The following is a 26,284-nucleotide window of genomic DNA, read 5'->3' as shown; positions in this document are numbered from 1 at the left end:
GTGCGGCAAGATCCTCGAATGGAGCGCGTACCACGTGATGTAAGGCAGCTGCCCAAGGCCCATCTTCATCTGCACTTCACCGGGTCGATGAGGCCCTCGACCCTGCTCGAACTGGCCGACAAGTACGGGGTCAGGCTGCCCGACGCCCTGACCGGGGCCGAGCCGCCGAAGCTGCGGGCCACCGACGAGCGCGGCTGGTTCCGCTTCCAGCGGCTGTACGACGCCGCGCGGTCCTGTCTGCGCGAGCCCGAGGACATTCGGCGGCTGGTGCGCGAGGCCGCGCTCGAGGATCTCGCGGACGGGTCGGGGTGGCTGGAGATCCAGGTCGACCCGACGTCGTACGCGCCGCGGCTCGGGGGGCTCATCCCGGCCCTGGAGGTCATCCTGGACGCCGTCGAGACCGCCTCGCGCGACACGGGTCTCGGCATGCGGGTCCTGGTGGCCGCGAACCGTATGAAGCATCCGCTGGACGCGCGCACTCTGGCCCGCCTCGCCGTGCGGTACGCGGACCGCGGCATCGTCGGCTTCGGGCTCTCCAACGACGAACGGCGGGGCATGGCGCGGGACTTCGACCGCGCGTTCGCCATCGCCAGGGAGGGCGGGCTCCTGGCCGCGCCGCACGGCGGCGAGCTGACCGGGCCCGCCTCCGTACGTGACTGTCTGGACGACCTGGAGGCGACGCGGATCGGGCACGGGGTGCGGGCCGCCGAGGACCCCCGGCTCCTGAAGCGTCTCGCGGACCGGCAGGTGACCTGCGAGGTCTGCCCGGCGTCCAATGTCGCGCTCGGCGTCTACGAGAAGCCGGAGGATGTACCCCTGCGCACTTTGTTCGAGGCAGGGGTGCCGATGGCGCTCGGCGCCGACGACCCGCTCCTGTTCGGCTCGCGTCTGGCCGCCCAGTACGAGATCGCGCGCCGTCACCACGACTTCGACGATGCCGAACTGGCCGAGCTGGCACGGCAGTCGGTGCGCGGTTCGGCGGCGCCGCAGGACATCAAGGCGAAGCTGCTGTCGGGGGTCGACGACTGGCTGACCGCCGCCCCCTGAGCAGTGCCGGTGCGTGTGTCACTCCGGCAGGGTCGACGTCCTGATCGCCAGCGGAACGTACTCGGGGTCGAACATCAGGTTCCACCGGTCCTCGCTGATGAGGGTGCCGTTCACCGCGAAGGCCGGGGTGCCGGGCGCCTTGTCGGCCTCGTAGGCCCTCTCTGAGGCGGTGACGAAGGAGCGGTACTTCATGCCCTTCACCGCCGCGTCGAACTCGGCGCCGCGCAGGCCCTTCACCCGCGAGGCCATGCGGAGGAGGAACGCGTCGGTGTAGCCGTCGGCGGTCTCCTCGGGCTGCTCCTGGAAGAGGAGGTCGTGGTACTCGACGAACTTCCCCTGTTCCAGCGCGGCCCGCAGCGCGTTGGCCGCCTTCTTCGAGCCCTTGCCGCCCAGCCGGTCGTCGAGGAACGACGCCAGGGTGTACTCGGACCTGACCTCGCCGTGGAGGGTCATCTTCCGCAGCGCGCCGGCGCCGCCGTCCTCCTCGAAGTCACGGCAGACGGGGCAGCGCAGGTCCTCGTAGAGCCGTACGACGGTGTCCGTCTTCGATGACCCGACGACGACCGTCGTGCCGTCGGCCGCGAGGTGTTCGGGCAGCTGCCCGGAGCTCGCGAACCGCTCGGGCTTCCTGGCGTCGCTCGCGTCCCCGCCGGACGCTCCCCGGCCGCACCCCGCAGCGAGTACTCCCGTCAGCACCGCCACCAGCACCGATATGGCGCCCCGGCGCCCTCTTCCACGCAGCATGATCTTGCCCCTCCCCTGAAAGAAGGGGGACTCTATGCGATCCCGGTGAGCAGGGTGCGGGCGAGGCCCGCGGCGAACTCGTCCAACGGCTGCGGGGGCTTGCGGTCGGGGGCCATGTCGTACGCGAACGCGCGCTGGGCGCAGGCTCCGAGGAGGAGTGACGCGGCGGCGTAGGTGTCGGCGTCGCGGCTGACGCGGCCCGCGTCCTGCTCGGATCTGAGGTAGGCGTCCAGACCCTGGATCGGGCGGTGGGGGCCCGTGCCCATCTCGCGCAGCGCCTCCTCATGACGGCGCTTGAGCTGGGGTTCCGCGTACAGGGAGGCGGCTATCGGGAAGGTCTGCTCGTAGAAGAGGGCGGCCTCGCGGGCGATCTCCGTGAGGTTCTCCTCGACGCTCTTCGCGCCCGGTTCCCTGGTGAGCTCGGTCAGGAGTGGTCCGAGCTTGGGCAGCCGCTCGCTGAGAACGGTCACGAACAGCTCTTCCTTGTTCGCGAAGTACTTGTAGAGCGCCGCTTCCGAACAGTCCGCCGCTTTGGCGATCTCCTTGGTGGTGGCGCGGGCGAGGCCGATGCTCAGCATGAGTTCATGGGCGGCGTCGACGATGCGGACGCGGGCCGGCTTCTGATGCATGCGGACTCCAACCGAGTTTGACGAGCAGGTGAGTATCCACTCACTCTAGTAGGTGAGTGAACACTTACCCACCCTAGGAGGTCTGCCATGAGGATCACTGCCTTCGGAGCGACCGGCGGTATCGGCCAGGAAATCGTCCGGCAGGCACTGGCATCGGGTCATCAGGTCACCGCGGTGGTCCGTGACCCCGCGCGGTTCACCGTGACGGGCGCGGACCTGGAGGTGTTCCGGGCGGATGTGCGGGACCTCGAGACGCTGCGCCCCGCGGTCGCCGGGCGGGACGCGGTCCTGTCCGGGCTCGGCGCCCGCAAGCGCGCGGACGCGGGCATCACGGCCGAGCTGACCCGGTCGGTGCTGGGCGCGGTGGAGGCCGAGGGCGTACGGCGTCTGCTCGTCGTCAGCGCGGCGCCGGTCGGCCCCGAGCCGGAGCGCTCACCGCTCCTCGACCGCGCCATGACCGGCGTCATCAGCTCGCTGCTCAAGCCCGTCTACGACGATCTGCGGGCCATGGAGGGCGAGCTCGCGGCCAGCGCCACGGACTGGACCTCCGTGCGCCCGCCGAAGCTCACGGACAAGCCGCTCACGGGCACGTACCGGACCGTGGTCGGCGGGAATCCGCGCAGCGGACGGAGCATCTCGCGGGCCGACGTGGCCCACGCGATGCTGGCGATGATCGACGACCCGGCGACGGTGAAGCAGGGCGTGGGGGTCGCCTATTAGCGGGTCGCCGGGTCAGAGACCCAGGGGGTCAGGGGGTCAGAGAGTCACGCCCACCGTGACCGGCTCGTTGACCAGGGTCACGCCGAAGGCGTCGTGGACGCCGGCCACGACCTCGCGGGCGAGCGCGAGGAGGTCGTCGGTGGTCGCCTCGCCGCGGTTGGTGAGGGCGAGCGTGTGCTTGGTGGAGATACGCGCGGGCCCGCTGCCGTAGCCCTTGCTGAAGCCCGCCTTGTCGATGAGCCAGGCCGCCGAGGTCTTCACGCGGGCCTCGCCGGCCGGGAAGGCGGGCGGGGCGGTGCCGGGGCCGAGACGATCCGCCACGCGCGCGTGGAAGGCGGCGAACTCCTCCTCGGTCAGGATCGGGTTGGTGAAGAACGACCCGGCCGACCAGGTGTCGTGGTCCTCGGGGTCGAGCACCATGCCCTTGCCCGCGCGCAGCTTCAGGACGGTCTCGCGGGCGAGGGCCGCGGGGACCCGGTCGCCCGCCTCGACACCGAGGGTGCGGGCGGTCTCGGGGTACTTGATGGGCGCGCTCATGCCGCCCGCGTCCTCGAGCCCGAACCGCACCCGCAGCACCACGAAGCGGTCGGGATCCGCCTTGAAACGGCTGTGCCGGTACGAGAACGCGCACTCCTCGTTCGAAATGGTGACCGTCTCGTCGGCCCTCCGGTCGTACGCGATCACTTCGGTGATCGTCGACGAGACCTCCTGGCCGTACGCGCCCACGTTCTGGATCGGCGTGGCGCCGGCGGAGCCCGGGATTCCGGCGAGGCACTCGATACCCGCGAGACCGGCCTCGACGGTGCGGGCGACCGCGTCGGTCCACACCTCGCCGGCCGCGAGCTCAAGGTTCGTACCGTCGAGCGAGAAGCCCTTCGTGGCGATCCGCAGGGCGGTGCCCGCGAAGCCCTTGTCGCCGATGACCAGGTTGCTGCCACCGCCGACGATCAGCAGCGGGACGCCCGCCGCGTCGGCCTCACGGACGGCGGCGATCACCTCGTCGTCGGTCGTCGCCGTCAGCAGCCGGGCCGCGGGGCCACCGAGACGGAAGGTGGTCAGGGGGGCGAGGGGGGCGTCGTGGAGTTCCTGCACGCGCTCAAGAGTACGAGAACGGCCCCGCCGGTCGTGGCGGGGCCGTTCGTCTCCTTCAATACCTGGCACGTTCCATAGCTGGCGAGTCTTCTCCTTCGACACCTGGCGAGCTCACCTCACGGCTCACGTCAGGCGCCGCAGCGCCTCCGCCCAGTCGAGCGGCAGCTCGTCCGTGGTGGTCTGCCAGCGCACGAACTTCGCGTCCTTCATCTGTGAGCGCAGACCACCAGCCGTCGGGCCGTGGGGCGCCGAGCCCGCGAAGCGCTTCAGCGCGTCGGGCGACTCCCAGGCGGACAGGGTCCAGAAGGTCCGCCGCAGGGGCGCCGCCTTCACGGAGGCTCCGTACGCGCCGGGCGCCATGCTCACCTGGCGCCAGACAGAGGGGGTCTTCGCGAAGAAGCGGAGGGCTCCCCACAGGGTGCGGGTCTCGAAGCGGGAGGCCATGACGTGGGCCTCGGCGCCGGCGGGCGGGGTGTTCGGGACGGTCCAGGGCAGTGTGGGCATGATGGGCTCCTTCGAAGAGTGCCGGTTCGATGCGGGGCGATCTCAGTTCGAGGCGGTCTCCAGGACAGGGGCGGATCGGGGCTCGGGCTCGCTCCTGGGGCTCTCGGCCGCGCGCCGGCGGGAGGGGATGAACAGGGCCGCGGCTCCGGCGACGGCCACCGTGGCCGCGCCCACCCACAGCGCGGGCCGGATGCCGTCCACGAAGGTCTGCGCGGAGTCGTAGCCGCCCTGCGCCGCGAAGATCGACGACATCACGGCGATACCGAGTGCTCCGCCCACCTCGCGCAGCGCGTTGTTCGCGCCGGACGCGATGCCCTGCTCCTGCGGGCGGACGCTGGACATGACCAGGTTGGACGCGGGGGCGAAGTAGAGGGACATCCCGATGCCGTTGATGATCAGGGCGGGCAGCTGCGCGGTGTACGAGGCGTCGGCGGCGACCACGGAGGCGTAGTAGGCGAGCCCCGCGGCCTGGAGGAAGAGGCCGGTGGCGACGACCAGGCGGCCGCCGATCCGGTCGGACAGGTACCCCGCGATCGGCGAGACGAGCATCGGCATGCCGGTCCAGGGCAGCATCCGCAGGCCCGCCTCGGTGGGCGAGTAGCCGAGGACGCCCTGCATGTACTGGCTGAGCAGGAAGATCGAGCCGAACATCCCGAGGAACATCAGCAGGCTGGCCGCGTTGATCCCGGCGAAGGCGCGGGAGCGGAAGAGGCGCATCGGCAGCATCGCGTTCCTGGCGCGGGTGCCGTGCAGCGCGAAGGCGACGAGCAGGGCGCCGCCGGCGAACAGGCCCAGCAGGACGAGTCCGCTGGTCCAGCCGTCGCGGGGCGCGCGGACCAGGGCGTACACGATGCCGAAGAGGCCGCTGCTGGCGAGCACCGTGCCGACCAGGTCGAGCCGGGCGCCGGTGCCGTACGACTCGCTGAGGCGCAGCCGGGCGAGCGGTAGAAGAGCGAGGCCGAGCGGGACGTTCAGCCAGAAGATCCAGTGCCAGGAGACGTGCTCGGTGAGGCTGCCGCCGATCAACGGCCCGCTCGCGACGGCGAGCCCGTTGACGGCGCCCCAGATCCCGTACGCCATCCCGCGCTTCGCCGCCGGGACGGCCGCGGTGAGCAGGGTGAGGGTCAGCGGCATCGTGATCGCGGCGCCGACGCCCTGGACCGCGCGGGCGGCGATCAGCGAGTCGATGCCGGGTGCCATGGCCGCGGCGGCGGACGCGCCGGTGAAGACGGTGAGGCCGACGAGGAAGAGCCGGCGGCGGCCGAACCGGTCACCCAGGGCCGCGCCGAACATCAGCAGCACGGCGAAGGTGAGCGTGTAGGCGCTGACCGTCCACTCCAGGTCGTCGAGCGCGCCGCCGAGGTCCTTGCGGATGGAGGGCAGCGCGGTGGTGACGACGAGGTTGTCGAGGGCCGCCATGAATCCGGCGACGCTGGTGATGACGAGGGCCCAGACGGCTCCCCCGCGGCGTGCTGTCTGCTGTGACATCGTTCCCCCAGAACGGTGGCTAGTTATTGATCACTAACTTTCATGGGCGGGAAGAGGCCAGGAACCTCCACGGACACCCACCCCTGATTCCCCGTGCTCAGTTGCTGACTACCGCTAGTGCTCCAGGCGCCCCTCGGTGCGAGCCGATGGATACAGCCCTTCCCAGATCCGGTGCTCCGGGGGGAACCCCATGGAGACCAGGACATTGATCAGCATCCCGTAGGCCATGAAGGTCGTCGTCTCGTTCACGTCCGCCCCCAGGGGCAGATGCGCCGCGTCCCAGAGCTTCATCCACTCGGCGCGGACCGCCTCGCCGAACTCGTGGTCACCGGCCGCCTCGGCGGCGGCGACCGCGACGTACACCTGCATCTGCATCATGAGCCGCTCGGGATCCTTGGCGATGACGTCGGTGTACGCGTTCGCCATGGCGTCCAGGGCTTCCTCGCCCTCCAGCCCTTCGGCGGCCTCGGCGAAGAGCCGCGTCGCGTCCTGCACGCAACGGGTCGCCGCCGCAAGGAAGATGGCCTTCTTTCCCGGGAAGAGCCGGAACAGATACGGCTGCGAGACACCCACCCGCTTGGCGATCGCCTCAGTAGAGGTGCCGTAGTAACCCCCCCTGGCGAACTCGCTCATCGCCGCGCGAATGACGCTCTCACGTCGCTCGTCTGCGCTCATCCTGACCATGGGATTAAGTTAGTGGTCAATCACTACCTATGTCAACCGCCACATCTCGGCTGCCGCGAAGGCGTACGCGCCTTGATGCCTACGAGTAATGCGGGTCCTGATGCCTACGACTAATGCGTGTCCTGATACCTACGAGTAAGGGGCACCCCGCAATGGTGCCCCTTACTCAGGTTCCTACGGAGCAGCCGTTACGCCAGCTGCACAACCGCCCGCGACATGCCGAGCACTTTCTGGCCCGCGCTCGTCGCGACGAGGTCGACGCGGACGCGGCCGTCGTCGAGCTTGGCGGCGACCTTGCCGCTGACCTCGATCGTCGCGCCCTTGTCGTCGTTCGGGACGATGACGGGCCTGGTGAAGCGCACGCCGTACTCCACGACGGCGGCCGGATCGCCGACCCAGTCGGTCACGACGCGGATCGCCTCGGCCATGGTGAACATGCCGTGGGCGATGACGTCCGGGAGCCCGACCTCGACCGCGAACTTCTCGTTCCAGTGGATCGGGTTGAAGTCACCGGAGGCGCCCGCGTACTGCACGAGCGTGGCGCGGGTCACGGGGAACGTCTGGGCCGGCAGCTCCGTGCCGATCTCCACATCCGCGTACTGAATCGTCGTCGTCATGGTCACGCCTCCTCGGCCGCGCGCGACACGAGCTTGGTGTAGGCGGTCACGATGTGCTCGCCGGCCTCGTCGTGGACCTCGCCGCGGATATCCAGGATGTCGTTGCCCGCCAGGGACTTGATCGCCTCGATCGTCGAGGTCACGGTGAGCCGGTCACCGGCGCGCACCGGGCGCGTGTACGCGAACTTCTGGTCGCCGTGCACGACGCGGCTGTAGTCGAGACCCAACTGCGGGTCCTCGATCACCTGGCCCGCGGCCTTGAACGTGATGGCGAACACAAAGGTCGGCGGAGCGATCACATCGGGGTGGCCGAGCGCCTTGGCCGCCTCCGGATCGACGTAGGCGGGATTGGTGTCCCGCACCGCCTCCGCGAATTCACGGATCTTCTCCCGGCCGACCTCATAGGGGTCGGTGGGCGGGTAGGACCGTCCCACGAAGGACTGGTCGAGCGCCATGGACTCGGCACCTCCTGGATTTGCACTGTTGCCGGATGTTGCCGGATCTTACGGCCGGCCGCCCGCACGCGATAACGACATGAGGCCGCCCCCTCGGAAGGGGACGGCCTCATGTACGAGCCTGAGTCAGCGCGTTTCGCGGTGCGCCGTGTGCTGGTTGCAGCGCGGGCAGTGCTTCTTCATCTCAAGACGGTCCGGGTCGTTACGCCGGTTCTTCTTGGTGATGTAGTTCCGCTCCTTGCACTCCACGCAGGCCAGCGTGATCTTCGGGCGGACGTCGGTGGCAGCCACGTGAGTGCTCCTTGGACGGACGGTTGACGGATGAACGCATGAATAGTAGCCGACCGGAGGACCGACCCCACAATCGGCTACTGTGTGTAGCGGTGACCGGACTTGAACCGGTGACACAGCGATTATGAGCCGCTTGCTCTACCGACTGAGCTACACCGCTTTGATGCGATGCCCCTCACCCGAAGGTGAGGGAACTTCACACCAGAGCCCCAATACGGAATCGAACCGTAGACCTTCTCCTTACCATGGAGACGCTCTACCGACTGAGCTATTGGGGCGAGCGATGAAGACATTACACGCTCGCCCGCCGATCGCCCAAATCCGTTTCGCGGGCGCCCCCAGGGGCAGGACCACGGCCGTTCCGGAGCCGCAACAACCGCCCACGACCGCCTCATCGGCACCACGCACCACACCAGTACGACTATTGCGCTCCTCCGCGAAGCGGGCCTGCCACAGCTCTAGGCTCGACCCGCGCTGCGTGATCTTGTACGCCCCTTCCGGCCCGCCTCCGGTCCGGGGCGGCCCCCGCCCACGCGGCCGCCGCCCCCGAACTCCAGGAGCGCGATGCCCGACAGCCAGCCGCAGCACCCCCGCTCCCCCGGCAACGACTCCGCCGCCGAGAGCACCGCCCTCCTCCTGTGCGGCGGCCGGCTCACCGACGGCCGGACCGTGGACGTGCGGCTCGACGACGAGCGCATCGAGGCCGTCGGCACGGCCGGCAGCCTCACCGCCCCCTCCGCGCGCGTGGACCTCGGCGGCTACCTCCTGCTCCCTGCCCCCGCCGAACCCCACGCCCATGGCGACACGGCGCTGTCCGAGGAGACGGAGGGGCCGGTGTCGTACGACGGGCCCGACGTGCAGCGGCGGGCCACCGAGGCGGCGCTGCTCCAGCTCGGGCACGGGGCCACCGCGCAGCGCGCGCATGTGCGGATCGGGGATTTGCAGGGCCTCGGCCCGATGGAGGCGGTGCTCCAGGCGTGGCGGTCGCTGCGCGGCCTGGCCGATCTGCGGACCGTGGCGATGCCCCGGCTCCTGACGGGCCTCGCGGGGGCCGACGGCCTGTCGATGCTGCGGGACGCGGTGAAGATGGGCGCGTCCGCGGTGGGCGGGTGCCCGGATCTCGACCCCGACCCGGCCGGCTACGTGGAGGCGGTCCTCGAGGTCGCGGCGGAGCACGGCTGCGCGGTGGATCTGCATACGGACGGCGGTGATCCGGCACGGCTCGGGCGGATCGCGACGATGGCCGGAGGGCTGCGGCCCGGCGTCACGATCGGGCCGTGCGGCGGGCTCGGACGGCTGCCGCGCGAGGTCGCCGCACGCACCGCAGACCGACTCGCCGCCGCGGGCGTCACGGTGGTCTGCCTGCCGCAGGGCGGCTGCGCGGGCGTCGACCGTCGCGGCACGGCTCCCGTACGGCTCCTGCGTGCGGCCGGCGTGCGGGTCGCGGCGGGCAGCGGGGCGCTGCGCGACATGGCGAACCCGGTGGGGCGCGGCGATCCGCTGGAGGCCGCGCACCTGCTGGTCTCGCGCTACGGGCTGCGCCCCGAGGAGGCGTACGACTGCGTCAGCGGGGCTGCGCGGGCAGCGCTCGGGCTGCCCGAGGTGCGGGTGGAGGCGGGCTTCCCCGCGGAGCTCATCGCCGTGCGCGGCGACCGGCTCGCGGGTGCGCTCTCACTCGCGTACAGCCGGATCGTGGTGCACCAGGGGCGGGTGGTGGCGCGCGTCAGTGCGGTGCGGGAGTACTGCGACTCGTCGGCGCTCGATCTGCCGCGGCAGGGGCGAGCGGGGATGCCGATGGAGGGGGGCGGCTGCGGGCAGGAGTGAAAGGGCCCGCCCGCACACGGGACCCCTTGACTCCTGTTCAGCCCATCTGCCGCCCTCACCCGGGGCATTGACCAACTGTCAGTAGCCGCCCATCGAGGTACCCATCATGAACGGGTTGCCGCCCGCGAGCTCGCCGAGCGGGACCTCGGTCGCGCTGGACGGGGCGCTGATGTCGCCCGCCTTGCCGAACTTGAGCACCAGCGGGACCTTGGCGCCCTTCTTGCCGTCGGCGAGGGTCGCAAGGTCGAAGGAGATCTTCGACAGCGTGCCGTTGGTGAGGGAGAAGTCGACGGCCACCTTCTTGGCAGGGGCGCCCTTGAGGTCCTTGGCGGTGGGAAATCCGGCGCCGGGCGGCAGTTCGTCCTTCAGGGGGCCGAGCTTGTCGAAGAGGTCCGTCAGGAGCTCGCGGAAGGACGCCTTGGCGACGATCCGCTCCGTGCCGTCCTTGGTGCCGGCGCTGCGGAGCGTGACGTCGTCGGCGATGACGCCGCGCAGGGCCTTGAGGACCTTCCGCTGGGTGCGCTCGTCCACGCCGCCGGAACCCTTGGGACCCTCGCCTGAAGCGTTCTTCCTGGCGTCCGAGACATCCACCTTGACCCACTCGCCTTCGAGGGCCTTCGCGAGCCCCTCCTCGCCCTTCGGGAGGTCCCTCGGCGAGGGGAGAGGGAAGCCCATGAGCTGCGACGTCTTCTGCATGTCGAGGCGGAAGTAGACGAAGTCTCCGGCGAGCCGGTACTCGGCCAGGGTGCCGCCCTGGACCGACACCTTCGCGCCCATCCCGACAAAGTCCTTCTCGCCCGATTCGGACAGCGGCTTCTTCGACCGTACGGAGAAGGTGACGTGGGCACCGGCGAACGCCTTGGCGACCGTCGGCGGCACGGCCTCGTCGCCCTGTCCGCCGGCCAGCTCCATGAGCGCGTCCGGCTTCGCGTCGAGGCCCAACTCGAAGGACAGCGACTTCTGTTCGCCGAGCTTGTCGGCGGCCTTGTCGATCTTCTGACCGGCCGTCAAGTTCTCGACGGTGCCGCAGGCGGAGGTGGTCGCGAGCAGCAGGGCGGCGCAGCCGGCCGCGGTGAGGGTGGTGGTACGTATGGCGCTGATGTCTGTCTCCCGCAGAGGTCCGATGAGAGGCCCGGCGGCCGTCGGCGGCACGGGTCGCTGATGAGACCCACGAGGCACCCGCAAGGTTGCGCGGCGAACGGGGGCGGCCCGGCGTACGGTCGGAAACATGCGCATTGTCATCGCTGGTGGTCATGGTCAGATCGCGCTGCGGCTCGAGCGTCTGCTCGCCGCACGCGGAGACGAGGTCGCGGGCATCATCCGCCGCGCCGAGCAGGCGGACGACCTGCGGGAGGCCGGGGCCGAGCCCCTGGTGTGCGACCTGGAATCGGCGTCCGTGGAGGAGGTCGCCGGGCTTCTGGAGGGCGCGGACGCGGCGGTGTTCGCGGCCGGCGCGGGGCCGGGCAGCACGGCCGGACGCAAAGACACGGTGGACCGCGGGGCGGCCGTGCTGTTCGCGGACGCGGCGGAGCGGGCCAGGGTCCGGCGGTACGTCGTGGTGTCGTCGATGGGCGCGGACCCGGCCCATCAGGGTGACGACGTCTTCGACGCGTATCTGCGGGCCAAGGGCGAGGCGGACGTGTCAGTGCGGGCCCGGTCCGGCCTGGACTGGACGATCCTGCGTCCCGGGATGCTCACGGACGACGCGGGCACCGGACTCGTTCGCCTGGAGGCGTCCACCGGGCGGGGGCCGGTGCCGCGGGACGATGTGGCGGCGGTGCTCGCGGAGCTGGTGGACACGCCCGCCACCGCGGGGCTGACGCTGGAGCTGATCTCCGGGTCGACGCCGGTGATGGTGGCAGTCAAGTCGGTCGCCGGGAACTGAGCGCGGTTCAGAAGAGCGGGAGCTGGCCGGGCGCTGTCGGGACCACGTAGCCGTCGAGGAACGGCTGCGCGGCGCCGAGCTGCGCGAGCCTGCGGGAGCCGGGGCAGGACACGAGTTCGCCCGCGCTGCGGGCCCCGGGCGGGTCGTGGCGGGCGAAGCGGCCGGCCACGACGGCGATGTCGCGGCGGCACTCGGGGCAGTTTCTGCGGCGAGACGCCGACGGTACGGACATGGGGATCAGTCTGCGCCACGGGGTGTCCGAGGATCCGAAGAAGCCCCCTCCGGACGGCGATGTCACGGTCGGGGCTTCCCCGGGGGCTTCCCTGGAGCTTCCCCGGGGGGTTCCCGCCATGCGGCGGCGCCGGGCACAGCCTGCCTCGTCCACGCCTCGTCCACGCCTCGTCCCGGCGCATCCCGCGCCCCCTGGTCCCCCGGGCACCCCCAGTAGGGTGGGCGCGACAACACCTCATGAACCGGAGCAAGGAGCAGACGTGAGCGAGTCGGCGTCTAACGACCTGCAGCAGGAGATCGCCCGGGAGCTCCAGGTCGCCGAGACCTTCGAGCCCGAGCGTGAGATCGAGCGGCGGGTGGCCTTCCTCACCGAGCGGCTGACCTCTGCCGGCCTGCGCTCCCTCGTGCTCGGCATCAGCGGCGGTGTCGACTCCACCACCGCCGGGCGGCTGTGCCAGCTCGCCGTGGAGCGGGCCCGGGCCGCCGGACACGAGGCGCGGTTCTACGCGATGCGGCTGCCCTACGGGATTCAGGCCGACGAGCACGACGCCCAGCTCGCGCTCTCCTTCATCCGGGCCGACCACGTACTGACCGTGGACATCAAGCCCGCCAGCGACGCCGCGCTCGAGGCCGCACTGGCCGCCGCCGTGAGCTTCCGCGACGAGGGCCACCAGGACTTCGTGCACGGCAACATCAAGGCCCGGCAGCGCATGGTCGCACAGTACGCGGTGGCCGGCGCGCACAACGGCCTGGTTGTCGGCACCGACCACGCCGCCGAGGCCGTCTCCGGCTTCTTCACGAAGTTCGGCGACGGCGCCGCCGACCTGGTCCCGCTGACCGGCCTGACCAAGCGCCGGGTGCGCGCCGTCGCGGAATCGCTGGGGGCGCCCGTCGAGCTGGTATGGAAGGTCCCCACGGCCGACCTGGAGACCCTCGACCCGGGCAAGGCCGACGAAGACGCGCTCGGGGTCACCTACGACGACATCGACGACTTCCTGGAGGGCAAGCCGGTCGACGGGCGGGCCTTCGAGACGATCGTCCACCGCTACCGCCTCACCGACCACAAGCGCCAACTCCCCATCGCGCCCTAGAGGGCTCTGTGTGGGGGCCGTGTAGGTACGAGACCGTCTGAGATCGCTTGAGACGGCCTGAGCCCGCCTGTTCAACGCGGTCTCGTACCCCTCGCGCACGGGGCCCGGAATACAAAGAACCCCCTCCGAACTGCGTTTCCGCAGTTCGGAGGGGGTTCTCCACCATGTGGCGGCGCCAGGATTCGAACCTGGGAAGGCTGAGCCGGCAGATTTACAGTCTGCTCCCTTTGGCCGCTCGGGCACACCGCCATGGGTTTGCTGCTTTGGATCTCCGCTGTGGGGCGGTGCTCCGTGGCAACGACGTAAACGATACCTGATGGACGGGGGTGCTTCGCCACCCGATTGATCGGCACCCGGGGGCGGGGTGGTGGCTAGGCTTTGCGGATGCGGCCCAGGGAGCCAGGGCCGTGGATGACGCATCCAGACGCAAGCCGTTTCACCACCCGATACAAGGAGCCACAGGACATGGCCGACTCCAGTTTCGACATCGTCTCGAAGGTCGAGCGGCAGGAGGTCGACAACGCCCTCAACCAGGCCGCCAAGGAGATCTCGCAGCGCTACGACTTCAAGAACGTCGGCGCCTCGATCTCGTGGTCCGGCGAGAAGATCCTGATGGAGGCGAACTCCGAGGACCGCGTCAACGCGATCCTCGACGTCTTCCAGACCAAGCTGGTCAAGCGCGGGATCTCGCTGAAGGCGCTGGACGCGGGAGAGCCGCAGCTCTCCGGCAAGGAGTACAAGATCTTCGCCTCCATCGAGGAGGGCATCTCGCAGGACAACGCCAAGAAGGTCGCGAAGCTCATCCGTGACGAGGGCCCCAAGGGGGTCAAGGCACAGGTCCAGGGCGAGGAGCTGCGAGTCAGCTCGAAGAGCCGCGACGACCTCCAGGCCGTGCAGGCGCTGGTCAAGGGCCACGACTTCGACTTCGCGCTGCAGTTCGTGAACTACCGGTAAGAACAGCAGGTCAGGACAGCGGGTTACCGCAACTGTCACTGAAGCAGGGGGAATTGCCCTGACGTGATGGTCTGCCGCCGCTCCCGGTGCGAGGCCGGTGGGACTGGAGTCCCACCGGCCACAAGGCACTGGAGGTTGTTGCTGCGGCAGAACCCACACGGTCAGCGCAGGTTCCACCCTCGACGTCCGGGGGCGGACGTCCGGCATACGCCCCCGGCTACCGCGATGCGAACGGCTGGTCCGTGCGGACGATTTCGCGGCCGAGCGGCATCAGGGAGACCGGGATCAGCTTGAAGTTGGCGATGCCCAGGGGGATGCCGATGATCGTGATGCACTGCGCGATGCCCGTCACGATGTGGGCGAGGGTGAGCCACCAGCCGGCCAGGACCAGCCACAGCACGTTCCCGATACAGGACGGGGCGCCCGCGTCCTGGCGCTCGACCGTCGTATAGCCGAACGGCCACAGCGCGTACACGCCGATCCTGAACGCCGCGATGCCGAACGGGATTCCAATGATCGTGATGCAGAGGATCAGGCCCGCGACCATGTAGCCGAGGAACAGCCAGAAGCCGCTCAGCACTAGCCAAATGATGTTGAGGATTGTCTTCACGAGTGACGACCTGCCATCTGCTCGAGCCGGGCGATGCGCTCCGCCATGGGCGGATGCGTGGAGAACATCTTGGACATGCCCTGCCCGGGACGGAAAGGGTTCGCAATCATCATGTGGCTTGCGGTCTCGATCCGCGGCTCCGGGGGCAGGGGCAACTGCTTCGTGCCCGCGTCGAGTTTGCGCAGGGCGCTCGCCAGGGCCAGCGGGTCGCCGGTGAGCTGGGCGCCCGACGCGTCCGCCTCGTACTCCCTGGACCGGCTGATGGCGAGCTGGATGACCGTGGCCGCGAGCGGGCCCAGGATCATGATCATCAACATGCCGAGCAGGCCCGGGCCGTCGTCGTCGCTCGACCGGCCGATGGGGATCAGCCAGGCGAAGTTGACCAGGAACATGATCACCGAGGCGAGGGCGCCGGCGACCGACGAGATCAGGATGTCGCGGTTGTAGACATGGCTCAGCTCGTGCCCGATGACACCGCGCAGCTCGCGCTCGTCGAGGATCCGCAGGATGCCTTCGGTGCAGCACACCGCGGCGTTACGCGGATTGCGTCCCGTCGCGAAGGCGTTGGGGGCTTCCGTCGGCGAAATGTACAGACGGGGCATCGGCTGGCGGGCCTGCGTCGACAGCTCGCGCACCATGCGGTAGAGCGCAGGGGCCTCGAACTCGCTCACGGGGCGCGCGCGCATCGCGCGCAGGGCCAGCTTGTCGCTGTTCCAGTACGCGTACGCGTTCGTCGCGAGGGCGATGCCGAGGCCCACGATCAGCCCCGTACGACCGAAGAAGCTGCCGATGACGATGATGAGGGCGGACAGTCCCCCGAGGAGTACGGCGGTCTTCAGCCCGTTGTGCCGGCGGTGCACGGTACGCCCTCCATGTGGTGCGGCAGGGGAACCCTCTGCTTGCTGGTGCTGGGTGCTTCCACGGTCCAGTGGACCCTCCCGTACTGGTCAACGCCAGACGAGGAGGACGAGTTCCCTTGTGCGCGCGGAGGGTGCGTGGGCCGTACGGGTGGGACGGTGCCCCGCCGGCGGGGGTCAGCGCTGTTCGGGGAGCCCGGCGAGCGCGAGGGCCTCGGGGTCGGCCTTGAGCTCGCTGGTGCAGTGGGAGCAGCGGGTGGCGACCGCGGGAATCTGGCTGAAACAGCGCGGGCAGTCGCGCAGGGCGGCCTTGATGTCGACCGGCTTGCCGCGGTCGAGGCGGGTCTGGAGCTTCATCATCGGGACGACGACGAGGAAGTAGAGCACCGCGGCAGTGATCACGAAGGCGATCGCCGCGGAGACGAACTTGCCGTACGGGAAGTCCGTGCCCTCGACCTGGAAGTGCGCCTTGCTGAAGTCGCCGGTCGAGCTCGTCGCGAGGCCGATGAGCGGGGCGATGAACGCCGTGCTGAAGCCCGTGACGACGGCGGTGAAGGCGGAACCGACGGCGAGGCCGATCGCCATGGTCACGATGTTCCCGCGAAGGATGAAGTCCTTGAACCCGCTCAGCACGGCAGTGTCTCCCTGGTGTACGACGTTTGGGGGGTCGCTATGAGGGTGCCTAGAAGAGGCCCGTCGAGGCAAAACGGAGCACCATCTGAGGTGCGCCCGACAGGACGACCCCGATGACGGCGGTGAGCCCGATCGCGGCGGTGAGCGGGGCCGGAATCCGCTGTACCGCCTGCTCGCCCTCGGTGGAGCGGAACAAGGTCGCCGTCCACTGAAGGTAGTAGTAGAGGGCGATCACGACGTTGACGGCCATGACGACGGCGAGCCAGCCGAGGCCCGCGTCGACGGCCGCAGAGAAGACGGTGACCTTCGCGAAGAGGCCGATGATGCCGGGCGGCAGGCCCGCGAGGCAGAGCAGGAAGAAGCCGAGGACCAGGGCGGCCAGCGGCCGTGACCGGTACAGCCCGCGGTAGTCGCTGATGCGGTTCAGGGGCTTCGTGCGGGCGACGAGTGCGGCCACGGCGAAGGCGCCGAGGTTCACGGCGGCGTACATGAGGGCGTACGCGACGGTGGAGCCGATGGCCTTGTCGGCGTCCTTGGAGTAGGCGGCCGCCGCGATCGGGACGAGGAGGTAGCCGGCCTGGCCCACCGAGGACCAGGCGAGCAGGCGTACCGCGCTGTACGCGCGCGTGGCCTGCTGGCGCAGGGCCGCCACGTTGCCCACGGTCATGGTGAGCGCGGCCAGCGCGGCCAGCGCCGGACCCCACACGTCGGCGTAGGACGGGAAGGCGACGACGGTGACGAGGATGATCCCGGAGAAGCCGACCGCCTTCCCGATCACCGACAAGTAGGCGGCGATCGGGAGGGGGGCTCCTACGTAGGTGTCGGGCACCCAGAAGTGGAAGGGGGCGGCGGCGGTCTTGAAGGCGAAGCCGACGAGAGTGAGGGCGACGCCCGCCTGGGCCAAGGTGTGGAACTGCCCGTCGACGTGCGTGAGGGCGGTGGCGATCCTCGTGAGGTGCAGGGTGCCCGTCGTCGCGTAGACGAAGCTCACGCCCAGGAGGGTGACCGCGGTCGCCGTGACCGAGGACAGGAAGAACTTCAGGGCCGCTTCGGAGGAGCGCCGGTCGTCACGCTTGATGCCGACGAGGGCGAACGCCGGCAGGGACGCCACTTCCAGGGCGACGACGAGGGTGGCCAGGTCGCGCGAGGCGGGCAGCAGGGCGGCGCCCGCGGCGGAGGACAGGAGCAGGAACCAGAACTCCCCCTCGGGGAGCGCCCTGGGCGTGTTCTTCGCGTCCTTGATGCCGGTGACGGACAGCAGCGCGGTCAGCAGGGCGCCGGCCAGGACGAGAAACTGGATGACGAGCGTGAAGTGGTCGGCTGTGTAGCTGCACGCGGCCTGCTCGCCCTTGAGCGTCTTGAGGCAGAAGGTCGAGCGGTCGCCGTCCAGGAGCGGCAGCAGCGCGAGCGCGGCGGCGGCGAGGCCCGCGACGGAGACCCAGCCGAGCAGCGCCTTCCTGCGCTCGCCGAGGAACAGGTCCGCGATGAGCACCACGAGGGCGACGACCGCCGCGATGGTGGGCGGCGCGATCGCGAGCCAGTCGACGGACTGGACGAGGGACGCCACGGACGGCGCGGCGACGGCGGTCACTGGATGCCTCCTGCGAGGAGCTTCTGCACGGCCGGGTCGGTGAGGCCGATCAGGGCCGCGGGCCAGAGCCCGCCGACGACGGTGAGGGCGACGAGCGGGGTCCAGGCGGCGAACTCGTAGCCCTGGACGTCGGCGAGCTTCGGCGTCTCGGCCTCGTGCGGGCCCATGCAGACCCGGCGGACGACGGCGAGCATGTACGCGGCGGTGAGCAGGGTGCCGAACGCGGCGATCGCCATGAACGTGAGGAACGCGGGGCGGCTCAGGTCGGCGGCCGGCTTGAACGCCCCGAACAGGGCGAGCATCTCGCCCCAGAACCCGGCGAGGCCCGGCAGCCCGAGGGACGCCACGGCGGCGAAGGCGAGGAGGCCGCCGAGGCGGGGCGCCTTGCCGTAGAGCGCCATGCCGCCCTGCTGGGCAAGTGTGTCCAGGTCCGTGCTGCCCGTGCGGTCCTTGAGGGCGCCGACGAGGAAGAACAGCAGGCCGGTGATGAGGCCGTGGGCGATGTTCGCGAAGAGCGCGCCGTTGACGCCGGTCGGGGACATCGTCGAGATGCCGAGCAGGACGAAGCCCATGTGCCCGACGGACGAGTACGCGATGAGGCGCTTGAGGTCGCCCTTGGCGCCGGGCCGTGCGAGAGCCAGGCAGGCCAGGGATCCGTAGATGATCCCCACGACGGCGAACGCGGCGAGGTACGGCGCGAAGGTGTGCATGCCGTCGGGCGTGACCGGCAGCAGGATCCGCACGAACCCGTACGTGCCCATCTTCAGCAGCACGCCGGCGAGGAGGACCGAGCCGACGGTGGGCGCGGCGGTGTGGGCGTCGGGCAGCCAGCTGTGCAGCGGCCACATCGGCGTCTTGACGGCGAGCCCGATCCCGATCGCCAGAACGGCGGTGACCTGCACGGACGTGCTCAGGCCCCGGCCATTGTCAGAGGCGAGTGCCACCATGTCGAATGTGCCGGACTTGAGTCCGATGAGGAGGAGGCCGAGCAGCATCACGACGGAGCCGAGGAGCGTGAAGAGGATGAACTTCCAGGCCGCCTTGGCCCGTTGCTCACCGCCCCAGCGGGCGATGAGGAAGTACATCGGGATGAGGACCATCTCGAAGGCGAGGAAGAACAGCAGCAGATCGAGCACGGCGAAGGTCGCGAGGGTGCCGGACTCGAGGACGAGGATCAGCGCGACAAATGCCTTGGGGGACGGGCCCGTTGGCATTTTGAAAAGGCTGTACAGCGCGCAGAGGAAGGTCAGCAGCGCGGTCAGGACCAGGAGGGGGAGCGAGATGCCGTCGATGCCGAGGTGGATGCGCACGTCGAGTGCGGGGATCCAGCTGATGTCGGTCGTGGCCTGCATCTTTGACGGGTGGTCATGGTCGAAGCCGAGCGCGAGGACGATCGCGGCGATGAGGATCACGCCGGTCACGGTCACGCCGTGGCGGAGCACGGCCTGGTCCGGGGACTTCCCCTTCAGCCCGGGCGGGGCCGGGAGAAGAGCGGCGGCGGCGCCGATGAGCGGGCCGACGACGATCAGTGCGAGAAGGAACTGCATCACGGATTCGCTGATATCGATCACGGCTGCTCACGCTCCGGCGGTGGCGACGAGGACGACGGCGATCGCCAGGACGACGGTCCCTGCGAGCAGGGCGCTGAGATAGGTCTGCACGTTGCCGGTCTGGGCGCGGCGGACGGCCCGGCCCAGCCAGTTGGGTACGGCGGCGGCGCCGCGCACATAGGTCTCGACGACCTCGCGGTCGAGGAAGCGGACCAATGAGGCCGCGGCCAGGACGGGCCGGACGAACAGGGCCGCGTAGACGGCGTCCAGGTGGAAGCCGGCGGCCGCGTGCCGGTGCAGCGGGCCGAGCAGGAGACGGCCCGGGTCCGCCGGGTCGGGGGCGTAGGCGATGTCCCCGTACGCGGCCGTGTGGGTGGCGATGGCCTCGGCCTCGACGAGGCCGCCGTCCGCTTCGGGGTGGGCGGCGACGGCGCCGAGCGGGACGCGCGCGGCGAGGGCCGTGGTGTGGCGCCAGGCCGCGTAGGTGACGATCCCGCCGACGAGGGCGACGCCCGTGCCGAGGACGGAGGTGGTGAGGGTCGGGGTCAGCGGGCGGCCGTCGAACCAGTCGGGCAGGACGCCCACGGTGAGGGCGAAGGCGAGCGAGGGGATCGCGAGGACCCACAGGACGGCGTTCATCGCGACGGGCTGCCTGCCGTGGTCCGGGGCCTCGGCTCCGTGGCCCCGGAAGGCCAGGAGCCACAGGCGTGTGGCGTACGCGGCGGTGAGCAGGGCCGTGAGGAGGCCGGACACGAGGACGATCCAGCCCGCGGAGGACGGGATCGCCGCGGCGTGGCCGGTGGCCGCGTGCTCGGCGGAGCCGAGGACGGCCTCCTTGGAGAAGAAGCCGCTGAACGGCGGGATCGCGGCGAGCGCGAGGAGCGCCACGGTCATCGTCCAGTAGGCGTCGGGGACGCGGTCGCGCAGGTCCTTCATGCGGGACATGGCGGCGAGCGAGTTCGTGCCGGCGGCGTGGATGACCACGCCCGCCCCGAGGAACAGCAGCGCCTTGAAGGCGCCGTGCGACAGGAGGTGGAAGACGGCGGCGCCGCGGTCGCCGACGGCGAGGGCGCCGGTCATGTAGCCGAGCTGACCGATCGTCGAGTACGCGAGGACGCGCTTGATGTCGTCCTGCGCGAGGGCGGCGAGCGCCGAGCCGGTCATCGTGACGGCGGCCATGACGGCGAGGACGACCAGAGCAGCGCCGGAGGCGGCGAAGACGGGGAGGAGCCTGGCGACGAAGTAGACACCGGCGGCGACCATCGTCGCGGCGTGGATCAGCGCGGAGACCGGCGTGGGGCCGGCCATCGCGTCGGGCAGCCAGGTGTGCAGCGGGAACTGCGCGGACTTGCCCGCCACGCCCGCGAGGAGCAGCAGGGCGATCAGCGTGGGGTGGTCGAGGCTGCCGCTCGCGACGGCACCGAGCACCGTCGTGATGCGGAAGGACCCGGCGTCCACGGCGAGCGCGAACAGGCCGATCAGGAAGGGGACGTCGCCGAGCTTGGTGACCAGGAACGCCTTGAGGGAGGCGGCGCGCGCCTGAGGGGTCTCCCAGTAGTGACCGACGAGGAAGTACGAGCAGATGCCCATGATTTCCCAGCCGACGAGCAGCACCATCAGGTCGCCCGAGTAGACGACGAGGAGCATCGCGGAGGTGAAGAGCGAGACGAGCGCGGCGTACGAGGGGTAGCGCGGGTCGTCGCGCAGGTAGGCCGTCGAGTAGATCTGCACGCACGACGCGACGACGCAGACCAGTACGGCGACGAGCGCGGCGAAGCCGTCGATGTGCAGGGCGAGCTCGATGGGAACCGAGCCCGTCGGGGTGAGTTCGGTGGCCGCGTCGATGCTCCGGCCGCCGCCCTGGCGCACGGCGACGAGGACGGTGAGGGCGAGCGCCGCGAGGGTCGGCAGTACGGCGAGGGGCCGTACGAAGCCGGGGGCGGTGCGGCCCAGGAGCAGTCCCGCCGCGGCGGCGAGGAACGGGAGGAGGGGGACGAGTACGGCGAGGGTCGTGGTGGTCACGCGGTGGCCTCGGCCTTCTCGTCCGTCGCGGCCCCGGCTCCGGCGTCCGCTGCGGATCCGTCCGGTGCAGAGCCGTCGGGTCCGCCGTCGTCCGGGGATTCGGCGGTGTCGCGGAGCTTGTCGATGTCGGAGGTGCCGCGGCCGCGGTACACGGCGAGCACGATCGCCAGGCCGATGCCGATCTCGGCCGCGGCGATGGCGATGGTGAAGAGGGTCAGCGCCTGGCCGGAGTGGAGGGTGTCGCGGGCCGCCCTGCTGAGCCAGACGTCGAAGGCGACGAGGTTGAGATTGACGGCGTTGAGCATCAGCTCGACGGACATCAGGACCAGGATCGCGTTGCGGCGGGCCAGCACTCCGTACAGGCCCGTGCAGAAGAGCAGGGAGGAAAGGACGGCGGGATAGGCGAGGTGCATCAGCGGTTCCCCTCCCGGGCCTTGGAGTTCATGTCCTGTGCCTTGGCGGTCCTGCGGGAGAGGACGATCGCGCCGACCAGGGCCGCGAGGAGCAGGACCGAGAGGGCCTCGAAGGGGAGCACCCAGTGCTGGAAGAGGATCGATCCGGTCACCGCGGTGGTGCCCTGGGGAGCGCCGTCGAGGTCGACCCAGGTGGTGCGGAAGGCGTCCGCGACGACCCAGACGAGGGCGGCGGCCGCGGCGACGGCGACCGTCAGCGCGGCCCACCGGTTGCCCGAGTCGGCGTCCGGGGAGCGGCCGATGGGCGCCCGCGTGAGCATCAACCCGAACAGGAGGAGGACCACGACGGAGCCGACGTAGATGAGGACCTGCATCCAGGCGATGAACTCGGCGGTGAGCAGCAGGTATTCGACGGCGAGGCCGCCGAGGGCGACGACCAGCCACAGGGCCGCGTGCACGAGCTGCTTGGTGGTGACGGAGACGATCGCGGCGCCGAAGGTGACCAGGCCGACGAGGAGGAACGCGATCTCGACGCCGGTCGGCGAGAGGAAGCCGTGGGTCTGCGTGGCCGCGGTGGCGGCCGCTGCGACGGGGGTCACGCGGGTCCCTCCTCTCCGGGGGCGGGTTCGTCGGGGGCGGGTTCTTCGGAGGCGGAGGCGGGTGCTTCCGAGGCCGGCGCCTGGGCGGCTGCGGCCTCGGCGGCGGCCAGCTTCTCGGCGGCCTTGCGGGCGGCGGCGAGTTCCTTGGGTTCCTCGGCCGCCGGGTCGAGCGCGGGCGGGGCCGGGACCGTCCACATCCACTCGCGCAGCCGGTCGCGCTCGTGGGTGAGTTCGTGGATGTCCGTCTCCGCGTACTCGAACTCCGGAGACCAGAACAGCGCGTCGAAAGGACACACCTCGATGCAGATACCGCAGTACATGCACAGGGCGAAGTCGATGGCGAAGCGGTCGAGGACGTTGCGGCTGCGCTCGCGGCCGCCCTCGACGGCGGCCGGCACCGTCTCCTTGTGGGAGTCGATGTAGATGCACCAGTCGGGGCATTCGCGGGCGCACAGCATGCAGACCGTGCAGTTCTCCTCGAACAGGCCGATGACGCCACGGGTGCGGGGCGGCAGTTCGGGCTGGACGTCCGGGTACTGCTTGGTGACGGTCTTACGCGTCATCGTGCGGAGGGTGACGGCGAGGCCCTTGGCGAGACCTGCGCCTGGGATCGGAGCCACTAGTTGATCGCCACCTTCACGATTCCGGTGAGCGCGATCTGCGCGAGTGCGAGGGGGACGAGGAGGGTCCAGGAGAGCTTCTGGAGCTGGTCCTCGCGGAGACGGGGGTAGGTGACGCGCAGCCAGATCACGACGAACGCGAGGACGGCCGCCTTCAGCAGCGTCCAGACCCAGCCGAGGCCGTCGGCACCCCACGGCCCGTGCCAGCCGCCCAGGAACAGGACGGTGGTGAGGCCGCACAGGACGACGATCCCGGCGTACTCGGCGAGCAGGAACAGGGCGAAGCGCAGGCCCGTGTACTCGGTGTACGCGCCGAAGATGATCTCGGAGTCGGCGACCGGCATGTCGAAGGGCGGGCGCTGGAGTTCGGCGAGGCCCGCCACGAAGAAGACGAGGGCGCCGACGATCTGCCACGGCACCCACCACCACTCGAACGCGTCGACGATGCCGGGCAGGGAGACGGTGCCCGCGGCCATCGCGACCGAGGCGGCGGCGAGCAGCATCGGCAGTTCGTAGGCGAGGAGCTGAGCGGCGGTGCGCAGGCCGCCCAGGAGGGAGAACTTGTTGGCCGACGCCCAGCCCGCCATGAGCGAGCCGAGCACTCCGACGCCCATGACGGCGAGCACGAAGAAGATGCCGGCGTCGACGACCTGGCCGACCGCGCCCTCGCTCGGGCCCACGGGGATGGCCAGCAGGACGAGGAGGTACGGCAGGAGGGCGACGGCGGGCGCGAGCTGGAAGATGCGGCGGTCCGCGTCGGCGGGAACGACGTCTTCCTTCTGCGCGAACTTCACGCCGTCGGCGACGAGCTGGGCCCACCCGTGGAAGCCGCCCGCGTACATGGGGCCGAGGCGGCCCTGCATGTGCGCCATCACCTTGTGCTCGGTCTGGCCGACGACTAGGGGCAGGACGAGGAAGGCGACGAAGACGACGATGAGCCGCTGAGCGACGTCGAGCACGTCGTTCACTCCGTTCCTCCTGAGGGGGTTTCGGGGGTGTCGGGGGTGTCGGGGGTTTCTTCGGCATCCGGAGTTTCGGGGGTGGCCGGTGCCTTCGGTGCCGTCTCGGGGGTGGCCGGTGCCTCCGGGGCGTTCGGTGCCTCAGGCGTGGGCTCCTGCGGCACGGCCGGTTTCGGCTCCTCCGGCGCGGCCGGTTTCGGCTCGTCGAAGGCCGGGCGGGCGTGGTGCCAGGGCGCGTCGCCGGTGGCGCCGGGCTTGCCCGTGGCGTCCGGCTTGGGCGCCGCAGGCGCCTCAGGACTTGCAGGTGCCTCAGGAGTCGCAGATGTCTCAGGAGTCGCTGGCGTCTGCGAGGCCGACCCTTGCGACGCACTCCGCGAACGTCTCGGCGGCGCGGCAGCCGCCGCATCCGTGCCCGGCGCGGCGGCCTGACTTGCCGACCCCTCCCCCGCCGTGCGCGTCCGCCGCACCGGACGGTCGCCCGCCGCGCGGCCCGCGCCACGGGCCGGGCGGGCCGGGGCGGGCGGAAGCTGACCCTTCAGCGGACCCCACTCGTTCGGATCCGGAACACCCGGCGGCAGCATCTGCCGCCGCTTCGGCCCACCGTGCCCCGCACCCGCCGCAGGCTCCCCCGGCTCCTTGGCTCCCGGCCACGCCTTCACGACACGCGCCGCAAGCACGAAGTCCTTGCGCAGCGGGTGGCCCTCGAAGCCGTCGGGAAGGAGGAGCGGCACCAGGTGCGGGTGGCCCTCGAAGCGGACGCCGAACATTTCGTGCGTCTCGCGCTCGTGCCAGCCCGCGCCCGCGTACACGTCGACCGCGGTGGCCAGGACAGGGGCGTCGTGCGGCACGGTGGTGCGCAGGAGCAGGCGGCGTACCGGAGACAGGGCGACGACGTGCGCGCAGACGCGGAAGCCCGTGCCGGGCTCGTCGACCGCGCTCAGCCAGTCGAAGTAGGTGCAGCCCAGTGTGGTGCGGGCCGTCTCGAGGGCGGCGATCCACGTGTCCGCGGGAACGTCGACGGTGAGGACCTCGTACGACTCCTCGGCCGTGGCGTCCGGGCCGAAGAGCTCCTCGACGGGTCGGGGCAGCCAGCCGGTCACCGCTCCCCCTCCCCGGAGTCGTCGCGCGTGGGGACCGGCGGCTTCACGAGAGCGCTGCTGAGCGCGGCCGCCGAAGGCCGCCCGGCCGCGGCGTCAGCCGACGCGTACCGCTCGCCCAGCGACTCACGCGCGATCTTCTCCTGAAGCTTCAGAATCCCCTGGAGCAGCGCCTCTGGCCGGGGCGGGCACCCGGGCACGTACACGTCGACCGGAATGATCTGGTCGACGCCCTTGGTGACCGAGTACGAGTCCCAGTACGGGCCGCCGCAGTTGGAGCAGGCGCCGAACGAGATGACGTACTTGGGCTCGGGCATCTGCTCGTACAGGCGCTTCACGGCCGGGGCCATCTTGTCCGTGACCGTGCCGGAGACGACCATCAGGTCGGCCTGGCGCGGGCCCGGTGCGAAGGGGATGACGCCGAGGCGGATGAAGTCGTGCCGCGCCATGGACGCCGCGATGAACTCGATGGCACAGCAGGCCAGGCCGAAGTTGAAGACCCAGAGCGAGTAGCGGCGGCCCCAGTTGAGGACCACCTTCATCGGCTCGGGGGCCAGGCGGGACAGCACGCCCAGCTTCTTCGGGCTGACGGGATCCGGCAGGAGCACGGGCTCCGAGGGGGTCACGTCCATGTGAGGACGCCCTTCTTGTATGCGTACAGCAGGCCCACGGCGAGGAAGCCGAGGAAGATGAACATCTCCACGAGCGTCGCCCCGCCGAACTGCGGATCGGCGAAGACGGTCGCCCACGGGAAGAGGAAGATCGAGTCGATGGCGAAGATCACGTAGAGGAAGGCGTAGACGTAGTAGCGGACCTGGGTGTGGGCCCAGCCCTCGCCGACGGGATCGACACCGCACTCGTACGTCAGGAGCTTCTCGGGGGTCGGGACCACCGGCCTCAGCAGCCGTCCCGCACCGAAGGCGACGGCCACGAACAGGACGCCCACGACGGCGAGCACGCCGACGACGGAGTACGTCTGGAAGTAGTCCGCAGCGATCATGGTCGGTTCCGGCACGTCCGCCCCTCGCTCCGTGGTGTTCGACGATCTGTACGCACGGGAGTCTAGGGCCTGTTAAA

General features: G+C 70.5%; 30 protein-coding genes and 3 tRNA genes. 6 read left to right on the top strand and 27 right to left on the bottom strand.

Going from position 1 to position 26,284, the window contains the following annotated elements; all coding sequences use genetic code 11:
• Window positions 1-18: 18 nt before the first annotated feature.
• A complete protein-coding gene (locus tag ACY0PA_RS25130; protein ID WP_473079931.1) occupies window positions 19-1,047 on the top strand; it encodes an adenosine deaminase in 1,029 nt (342 codons plus the stop codon).
• An 18-nt stretch (window positions 1,048-1,065) separates the two neighbouring features.
• Here ACY0PA_RS25130 and ACY0PA_RS25125 read toward each other — a convergent pair whose 3' ends face one another.
• Window positions 1,066-1,791, bottom strand: coding sequence for a DsbA family protein (locus ACY0PA_RS25125; protein ID WP_473079930.1), 726 nt, complete (start codon window positions 1,789-1,791; stop codon window positions 1,066-1,068).
• Between the two features lie 32 nt (window positions 1,792-1,823).
• Window positions 1,824-2,420 (bottom strand): TetR/AcrR family transcriptional regulator, encoded by a 597-nt coding sequence (locus tag ACY0PA_RS25120; RefSeq protein WP_473079929.1) that lies wholly within the window; start codon window positions 2,418-2,420, stop codon window positions 1,824-1,826.
• 87 nt (window positions 2,421-2,507) lie between these two features.
• Here ACY0PA_RS25120 and ACY0PA_RS25115 point away from each other — a divergent pair, with 87 nt between their 5' ends.
• A complete protein-coding gene (locus ACY0PA_RS25115; protein ID WP_473079928.1) occupies window positions 2,508-3,140 on the top strand; it encodes an NAD(P)-dependent oxidoreductase in 633 nt (210 codons plus the stop codon).
• Between the two features lie 36 nt (window positions 3,141-3,176).
• Here the strand turns inward: ACY0PA_RS25115 and ACY0PA_RS25110 are convergent, their stop codons facing one another.
• The 9 genes from ACY0PA_RS25110 to ACY0PA_RS25070 form a co-directional block, all read right to left on the bottom strand.
• The gene (locus ACY0PA_RS25110) at window positions 3,177-4,232 is read right to left on the bottom strand and encodes a UDP-N-acetylmuramate dehydrogenase (protein WP_473079927.1); all 1,056 of its coding nucleotides are present in this window, start codon (window positions 4,230-4,232) and stop codon (window positions 3,177-3,179) included.
• A 123-nt stretch (window positions 4,233-4,355) separates the two neighbouring features.
• Window positions 4,356-4,736 carry a DUF3291 domain-containing protein gene (locus ACY0PA_RS25105; RefSeq protein ID WP_473079926.1) on the bottom strand — a complete coding sequence of 127 codons (381 nt, stop codon included), beginning with the start codon at window positions 4,734-4,736 and terminating at the stop codon, window positions 4,356-4,358.
• 42 nt (window positions 4,737-4,778) lie between these two features.
• On the bottom strand, window positions 4,779-6,224 hold the full coding sequence (locus tag ACY0PA_RS25100; RefSeq protein ID WP_473079925.1) for a DHA2 family efflux MFS transporter permease subunit: 1,446 nt from the start codon (window positions 6,222-6,224) through the stop codon (window positions 4,779-4,781).
• Between the two features lie 114 nt (window positions 6,225-6,338).
• The gene (locus ACY0PA_RS25095) at window positions 6,339-6,908 is read right to left on the bottom strand and encodes a TetR/AcrR family transcriptional regulator (protein WP_473079924.1); all 570 of its coding nucleotides are present in this window, start codon (window positions 6,906-6,908) and stop codon (window positions 6,339-6,341) included.
• Window positions 6,909-7,096: 188 nt separating this feature from the next.
• Window positions 7,097-7,525 carry a MaoC family dehydratase gene (locus ACY0PA_RS25090; RefSeq protein ID WP_100594912.1) on the bottom strand — a complete coding sequence of 143 codons (429 nt, stop codon included), beginning with the start codon at window positions 7,523-7,525 and terminating at the stop codon, window positions 7,097-7,099.
• A 2-nt stretch (window positions 7,526-7,527) separates the two neighbouring features.
• Entirely contained in the window at window positions 7,528-7,980 is a 453-nt protein-coding gene (locus ACY0PA_RS25085; protein ID WP_473079923.1) for an FAS1-like dehydratase domain-containing protein, read from the bottom strand.
• Window positions 7,981-8,106: 126 nt separating this feature from the next.
• The gene (gene rpmG / locus ACY0PA_RS25080; protein WP_100594914.1) at window positions 8,107-8,271 is read right to left on the bottom strand and encodes a 50S ribosomal protein L33; all 165 of its coding nucleotides are present in this window, start codon (window positions 8,269-8,271) and stop codon (window positions 8,107-8,109) included.
• Between the two features lie 87 nt (window positions 8,272-8,358).
• Window positions 8,359-8,431: transfer RNA gene (locus tag ACY0PA_RS25075), tRNA-Met, on the bottom strand.
• Window positions 8,432-8,476: 45 nt separating this feature from the next.
• Window positions 8,477-8,549 (bottom strand) — tRNA-Thr (locus ACY0PA_RS25070).
• 286 nt (window positions 8,550-8,835) lie between these two features.
• On the opposite strand from ACY0PA_RS25070, the gene ACY0PA_RS25065 reads away from it, so the two are divergent.
• Window positions 8,836-10,095 carry an amidohydrolase family protein gene (locus tag ACY0PA_RS25065; RefSeq protein ID WP_473079922.1) on the top strand — a complete coding sequence of 420 codons (1,260 nt, stop codon included), beginning with the start codon at window positions 8,836-8,838 and terminating at the stop codon, window positions 10,093-10,095.
• Window positions 10,096-10,173: 78 nt separating this feature from the next.
• On the opposite strand, the gene ACY0PA_RS25060 is transcribed toward ACY0PA_RS25065, so the two are convergent.
• Complete coding sequence (locus ACY0PA_RS25060; RefSeq protein WP_473079921.1) at window positions 10,174-11,247, bottom strand: hypothetical protein; 1,074 nt, start codon at window positions 11,245-11,247, stop codon at window positions 10,174-10,176.
• Between the two features lie 76 nt (window positions 11,248-11,323).
• On the opposite strand from ACY0PA_RS25060, the gene ACY0PA_RS25055 reads away from it, so the two are divergent.
• The gene (locus tag ACY0PA_RS25055) at window positions 11,324-11,980 is read left to right on the top strand and encodes an NAD(P)H-binding protein (RefSeq protein WP_473079920.1); all 657 of its coding nucleotides are present in this window, start codon (window positions 11,324-11,326) and stop codon (window positions 11,978-11,980) included.
• A 7-nt stretch (window positions 11,981-11,987) separates the two neighbouring features.
• Here the strand turns inward: ACY0PA_RS25055 and ACY0PA_RS25050 are convergent, their stop codons facing one another.
• Entirely contained in the window at window positions 11,988-12,212 is a 225-nt protein-coding gene (locus tag ACY0PA_RS25050; RefSeq protein ID WP_473079919.1) for a hypothetical protein, read from the bottom strand.
• Window positions 12,213-12,471: 259 nt separating this feature from the next.
• Between ACY0PA_RS25050 and nadE the strand changes: the two genes are divergently transcribed.
• Window positions 12,472-13,302: an ammonia-dependent NAD(+) synthetase gene (gene nadE / locus ACY0PA_RS25045; protein WP_473079918.1), complete on the top strand. Its 831-nt coding sequence runs from the start codon at window positions 12,472-12,474 to the stop codon at window positions 13,300-13,302.
• A 167-nt stretch (window positions 13,303-13,469) separates the two neighbouring features.
• Here nadE and ACY0PA_RS25040 read toward each other — a convergent pair.
• Window positions 13,470-13,551, bottom strand: a tRNA-Tyr gene (locus ACY0PA_RS25040).
• 216 nt (window positions 13,552-13,767) lie between these two features.
• Between ACY0PA_RS25040 and ACY0PA_RS25035 the strand changes: the two genes are divergently transcribed.
• Window positions 13,768-14,256 carry a YajQ family cyclic di-GMP-binding protein gene (locus tag ACY0PA_RS25035; protein ID WP_100598068.1) on the top strand — a complete coding sequence of 163 codons (489 nt, stop codon included), beginning with the start codon at window positions 13,768-13,770 and terminating at the stop codon, window positions 14,254-14,256.
• Window positions 14,257-14,473: 217 nt separating this feature from the next.
• On the opposite strand, the gene ACY0PA_RS25030 is transcribed toward ACY0PA_RS25035, so the two are convergent.
• The 13 genes from ACY0PA_RS25030 to ACY0PA_RS24970 all read right to left on the bottom strand — a co-directional run bounded on the left by ACY0PA_RS25030 (window position 14,474) and on the right by ACY0PA_RS24970 (window position 26,207).
• Window positions 14,474-14,866 (bottom strand): YccF domain-containing protein, encoded by a 393-nt coding sequence (locus ACY0PA_RS25030; protein ID WP_473079917.1) that lies wholly within the window; start codon window positions 14,864-14,866, stop codon window positions 14,474-14,476.
• On the bottom strand, window positions 14,863-15,726 hold the full coding sequence (gene htpX, locus ACY0PA_RS25025) for a zinc metalloprotease HtpX (RefSeq protein WP_100598066.1): 864 nt from the start codon (window positions 15,724-15,726) through the stop codon (window positions 14,863-14,865). Before htpX ends, ACY0PA_RS25030 begins: the two co-directional genes overlap by 4 nt.
• A 174-nt stretch (window positions 15,727-15,900) precedes the next feature.
• Entirely contained in the window at window positions 15,901-16,356 is a 456-nt protein-coding gene (locus ACY0PA_RS25020) for an MscL family protein (RefSeq protein ID WP_473079916.1), read from the bottom strand.
• A 49-nt stretch (window positions 16,357-16,405) separates the two neighbouring features.
• Window positions 16,406-17,947 (bottom strand): NADH-quinone oxidoreductase subunit N, encoded by a 1,542-nt coding sequence (locus tag ACY0PA_RS25015; RefSeq protein WP_473079915.1) that lies wholly within the window; start codon window positions 17,945-17,947, stop codon window positions 16,406-16,408.
• Window positions 17,944-19,518, bottom strand: a complete 1,575-nt coding sequence (locus tag ACY0PA_RS25010; protein WP_473079914.1) for a complex I subunit 4 family protein — start codon at window positions 19,516-19,518, stop codon at window positions 17,944-17,946. Before ACY0PA_RS25010 ends, ACY0PA_RS25015 begins: the two co-directional genes overlap by 4 nt.
• Before the next feature lie 6 nt (window positions 19,519-19,524).
• On the bottom strand, window positions 19,525-21,519 hold the full coding sequence (locus ACY0PA_RS25005; protein WP_473079913.1) for an NADH-quinone oxidoreductase subunit 5 family protein: 1,995 nt from the start codon (window positions 21,517-21,519) through the stop codon (window positions 19,525-19,527).
• Window positions 21,516-21,932 (bottom strand): NADH-quinone oxidoreductase subunit NuoK, encoded by a 417-nt coding sequence (gene nuoK / locus ACY0PA_RS25000; protein ID WP_473079912.1) that lies wholly within the window; start codon window positions 21,930-21,932, stop codon window positions 21,516-21,518. Before nuoK ends, ACY0PA_RS25005 begins: the two co-directional genes overlap by 4 nt.
• Complete coding sequence (locus ACY0PA_RS24995; RefSeq protein WP_473079911.1) at window positions 21,932-22,531, bottom strand: NADH-quinone oxidoreductase subunit J family protein; 600 nt, start codon at window positions 22,529-22,531, stop codon at window positions 21,932-21,934. The genes nuoK and ACY0PA_RS24995 overlap by 1 nt, the downstream gene beginning before the upstream one ends.
• Complete coding sequence (locus ACY0PA_RS24990) at window positions 22,528-23,151, bottom strand: NuoI/complex I 23 kDa subunit family protein (protein WP_473079910.1); 624 nt, start codon at window positions 23,149-23,151, stop codon at window positions 22,528-22,530. The genes ACY0PA_RS24995 and ACY0PA_RS24990 overlap by 4 nt, the downstream gene beginning before the upstream one ends.
• The gene (locus ACY0PA_RS24985) at window positions 23,151-24,119 is read right to left on the bottom strand and encodes a complex I subunit 1/NuoH family protein (protein ID WP_473079909.1); all 969 of its coding nucleotides are present in this window, start codon (window positions 24,117-24,119) and stop codon (window positions 23,151-23,153) included. Before ACY0PA_RS24985 ends, ACY0PA_RS24990 begins: the two co-directional genes overlap by 1 nt.
• The gene (locus ACY0PA_RS24980) at window positions 24,116-25,210 is read right to left on the bottom strand and encodes an NADH-quinone oxidoreductase subunit C (protein ID WP_473079908.1); all 1,095 of its coding nucleotides are present in this window, start codon (window positions 25,208-25,210) and stop codon (window positions 24,116-24,118) included. The genes ACY0PA_RS24985 and ACY0PA_RS24980 overlap by 4 nt, the downstream gene beginning before the upstream one ends.
• A complete protein-coding gene (locus tag ACY0PA_RS24975; protein WP_473079907.1) occupies window positions 25,207-25,839 on the bottom strand; it encodes an NADH-quinone oxidoreductase subunit B in 633 nt (210 codons plus the stop codon). The genes ACY0PA_RS24980 and ACY0PA_RS24975 overlap by 4 nt, the downstream gene beginning before the upstream one ends.
• Window positions 25,830-26,207, bottom strand: a complete 378-nt coding sequence (locus ACY0PA_RS24970; protein WP_473086415.1) for an NADH-quinone oxidoreductase subunit A — start codon at window positions 26,205-26,207, stop codon at window positions 25,830-25,832. Before ACY0PA_RS24970 ends, ACY0PA_RS24975 begins: the two co-directional genes overlap by 10 nt.
• Window positions 26,208-26,284 lie beyond the last annotated feature (77 nt).

Source organism: Streptomyces sp. DS1-CR2 (assembly GCF_055760475.1).
Note: the sequence above shows the minus strand (reverse complement) of the source record. Positions and strands in the feature narration are given on the sequence as shown.

What these genes read in the sequence shown, in the direction of transcription:
- ACY0PA_RS25065 (WP_473079922.1), top strand. Translation starts at nt 8,836, where the DNA reads ATGCCCGACAGCCAGCCGCAGCACCCCCGCTCCCCCGGCAACGACTCC.
- ACY0PA_RS25090 (WP_100594912.1), bottom strand. Translation starts at nt 7,525, where the DNA reads ATGACGACGACGATTCAGTACGCGGATGTGGAGATCGGCACGGAGCTG.
- ACY0PA_RS25115 (WP_473079928.1), top strand. Translation starts at nt 2,508, where the DNA reads ATGAGGATCACTGCCTTCGGAGCGACCGGCGGTATCGGCCAGGAAATC.
- nuoK (WP_473079912.1), bottom strand. Translation starts at nt 21,932, where the DNA reads ATGCACCTCGCCTATCCCGCCGTCCTTTCCTCCCTGCTCTTCTGCACG.
- ACY0PA_RS25100 (WP_473079925.1), bottom strand. Translation starts at nt 6,224, where the DNA reads ATGTCACAGCAGACAGCACGCCGCGGGGGAGCCGTCTGGGCCCTCGTC.
- ACY0PA_RS25095 (WP_473079924.1), bottom strand. Translation starts at nt 6,908, where the DNA reads ATGGTCAGGATGAGCGCAGACGAGCGACGTGAGAGCGTCATTCGCGCG.
- ACY0PA_RS25120 (WP_473079929.1), bottom strand. Translation starts at nt 2,420, where the DNA reads ATGCATCAGAAGCCGGCCCGCGTCCGCATCGTCGACGCCGCCCATGAA.
- ACY0PA_RS25130 (WP_473079931.1), top strand. Translation starts at nt 19, where the DNA reads ATGGAGCGCGTACCACGTGATGTAAGGCAGCTGCCCAAGGCCCATCTT.
- ACY0PA_RS25035 (WP_100598068.1), top strand. Translation starts at nt 13,768, where the DNA reads ATGGCCGACTCCAGTTTCGACATCGTCTCGAAGGTCGAGCGGCAGGAG.
- ACY0PA_RS25055 (WP_473079920.1), top strand. Translation starts at nt 11,324, where the DNA reads ATGCGCATTGTCATCGCTGGTGGTCATGGTCAGATCGCGCTGCGGCTC.
- ACY0PA_RS25050 (WP_473079919.1), bottom strand. Translation starts at nt 12,212, where the DNA reads ATGTCCGTACCGTCGGCGTCTCGCCGCAGAAACTGCCCCGAGTGCCGC.
- ACY0PA_RS24975 (WP_473079907.1), bottom strand. Translation starts at nt 25,839, where the DNA reads ATGGACGTGACCCCCTCGGAGCCCGTGCTCCTGCCGGATCCCGTCAGC.
- ACY0PA_RS25105 (WP_473079926.1), bottom strand. Translation starts at nt 4,736, where the DNA reads ATGCCCACACTGCCCTGGACCGTCCCGAACACCCCGCCCGCCGGCGCC.
- ACY0PA_RS24970 (WP_473086415.1), bottom strand. Translation starts at nt 26,207, where the DNA reads ATGATCGCTGCGGACTACTTCCAGACGTACTCCGTCGTCGGCGTGCTC.
- ACY0PA_RS25125 (WP_473079930.1), bottom strand. Translation starts at nt 1,791, where the DNA reads ATGCTGCGTGGAAGAGGGCGCCGGGGCGCCATATCGGTGCTGGTGGCG.
- ACY0PA_RS25085 (WP_473079923.1), bottom strand. Translation starts at nt 7,980, where the DNA reads ATGGCGCTCGACCAGTCCTTCGTGGGACGGTCCTACCCGCCCACCGAC.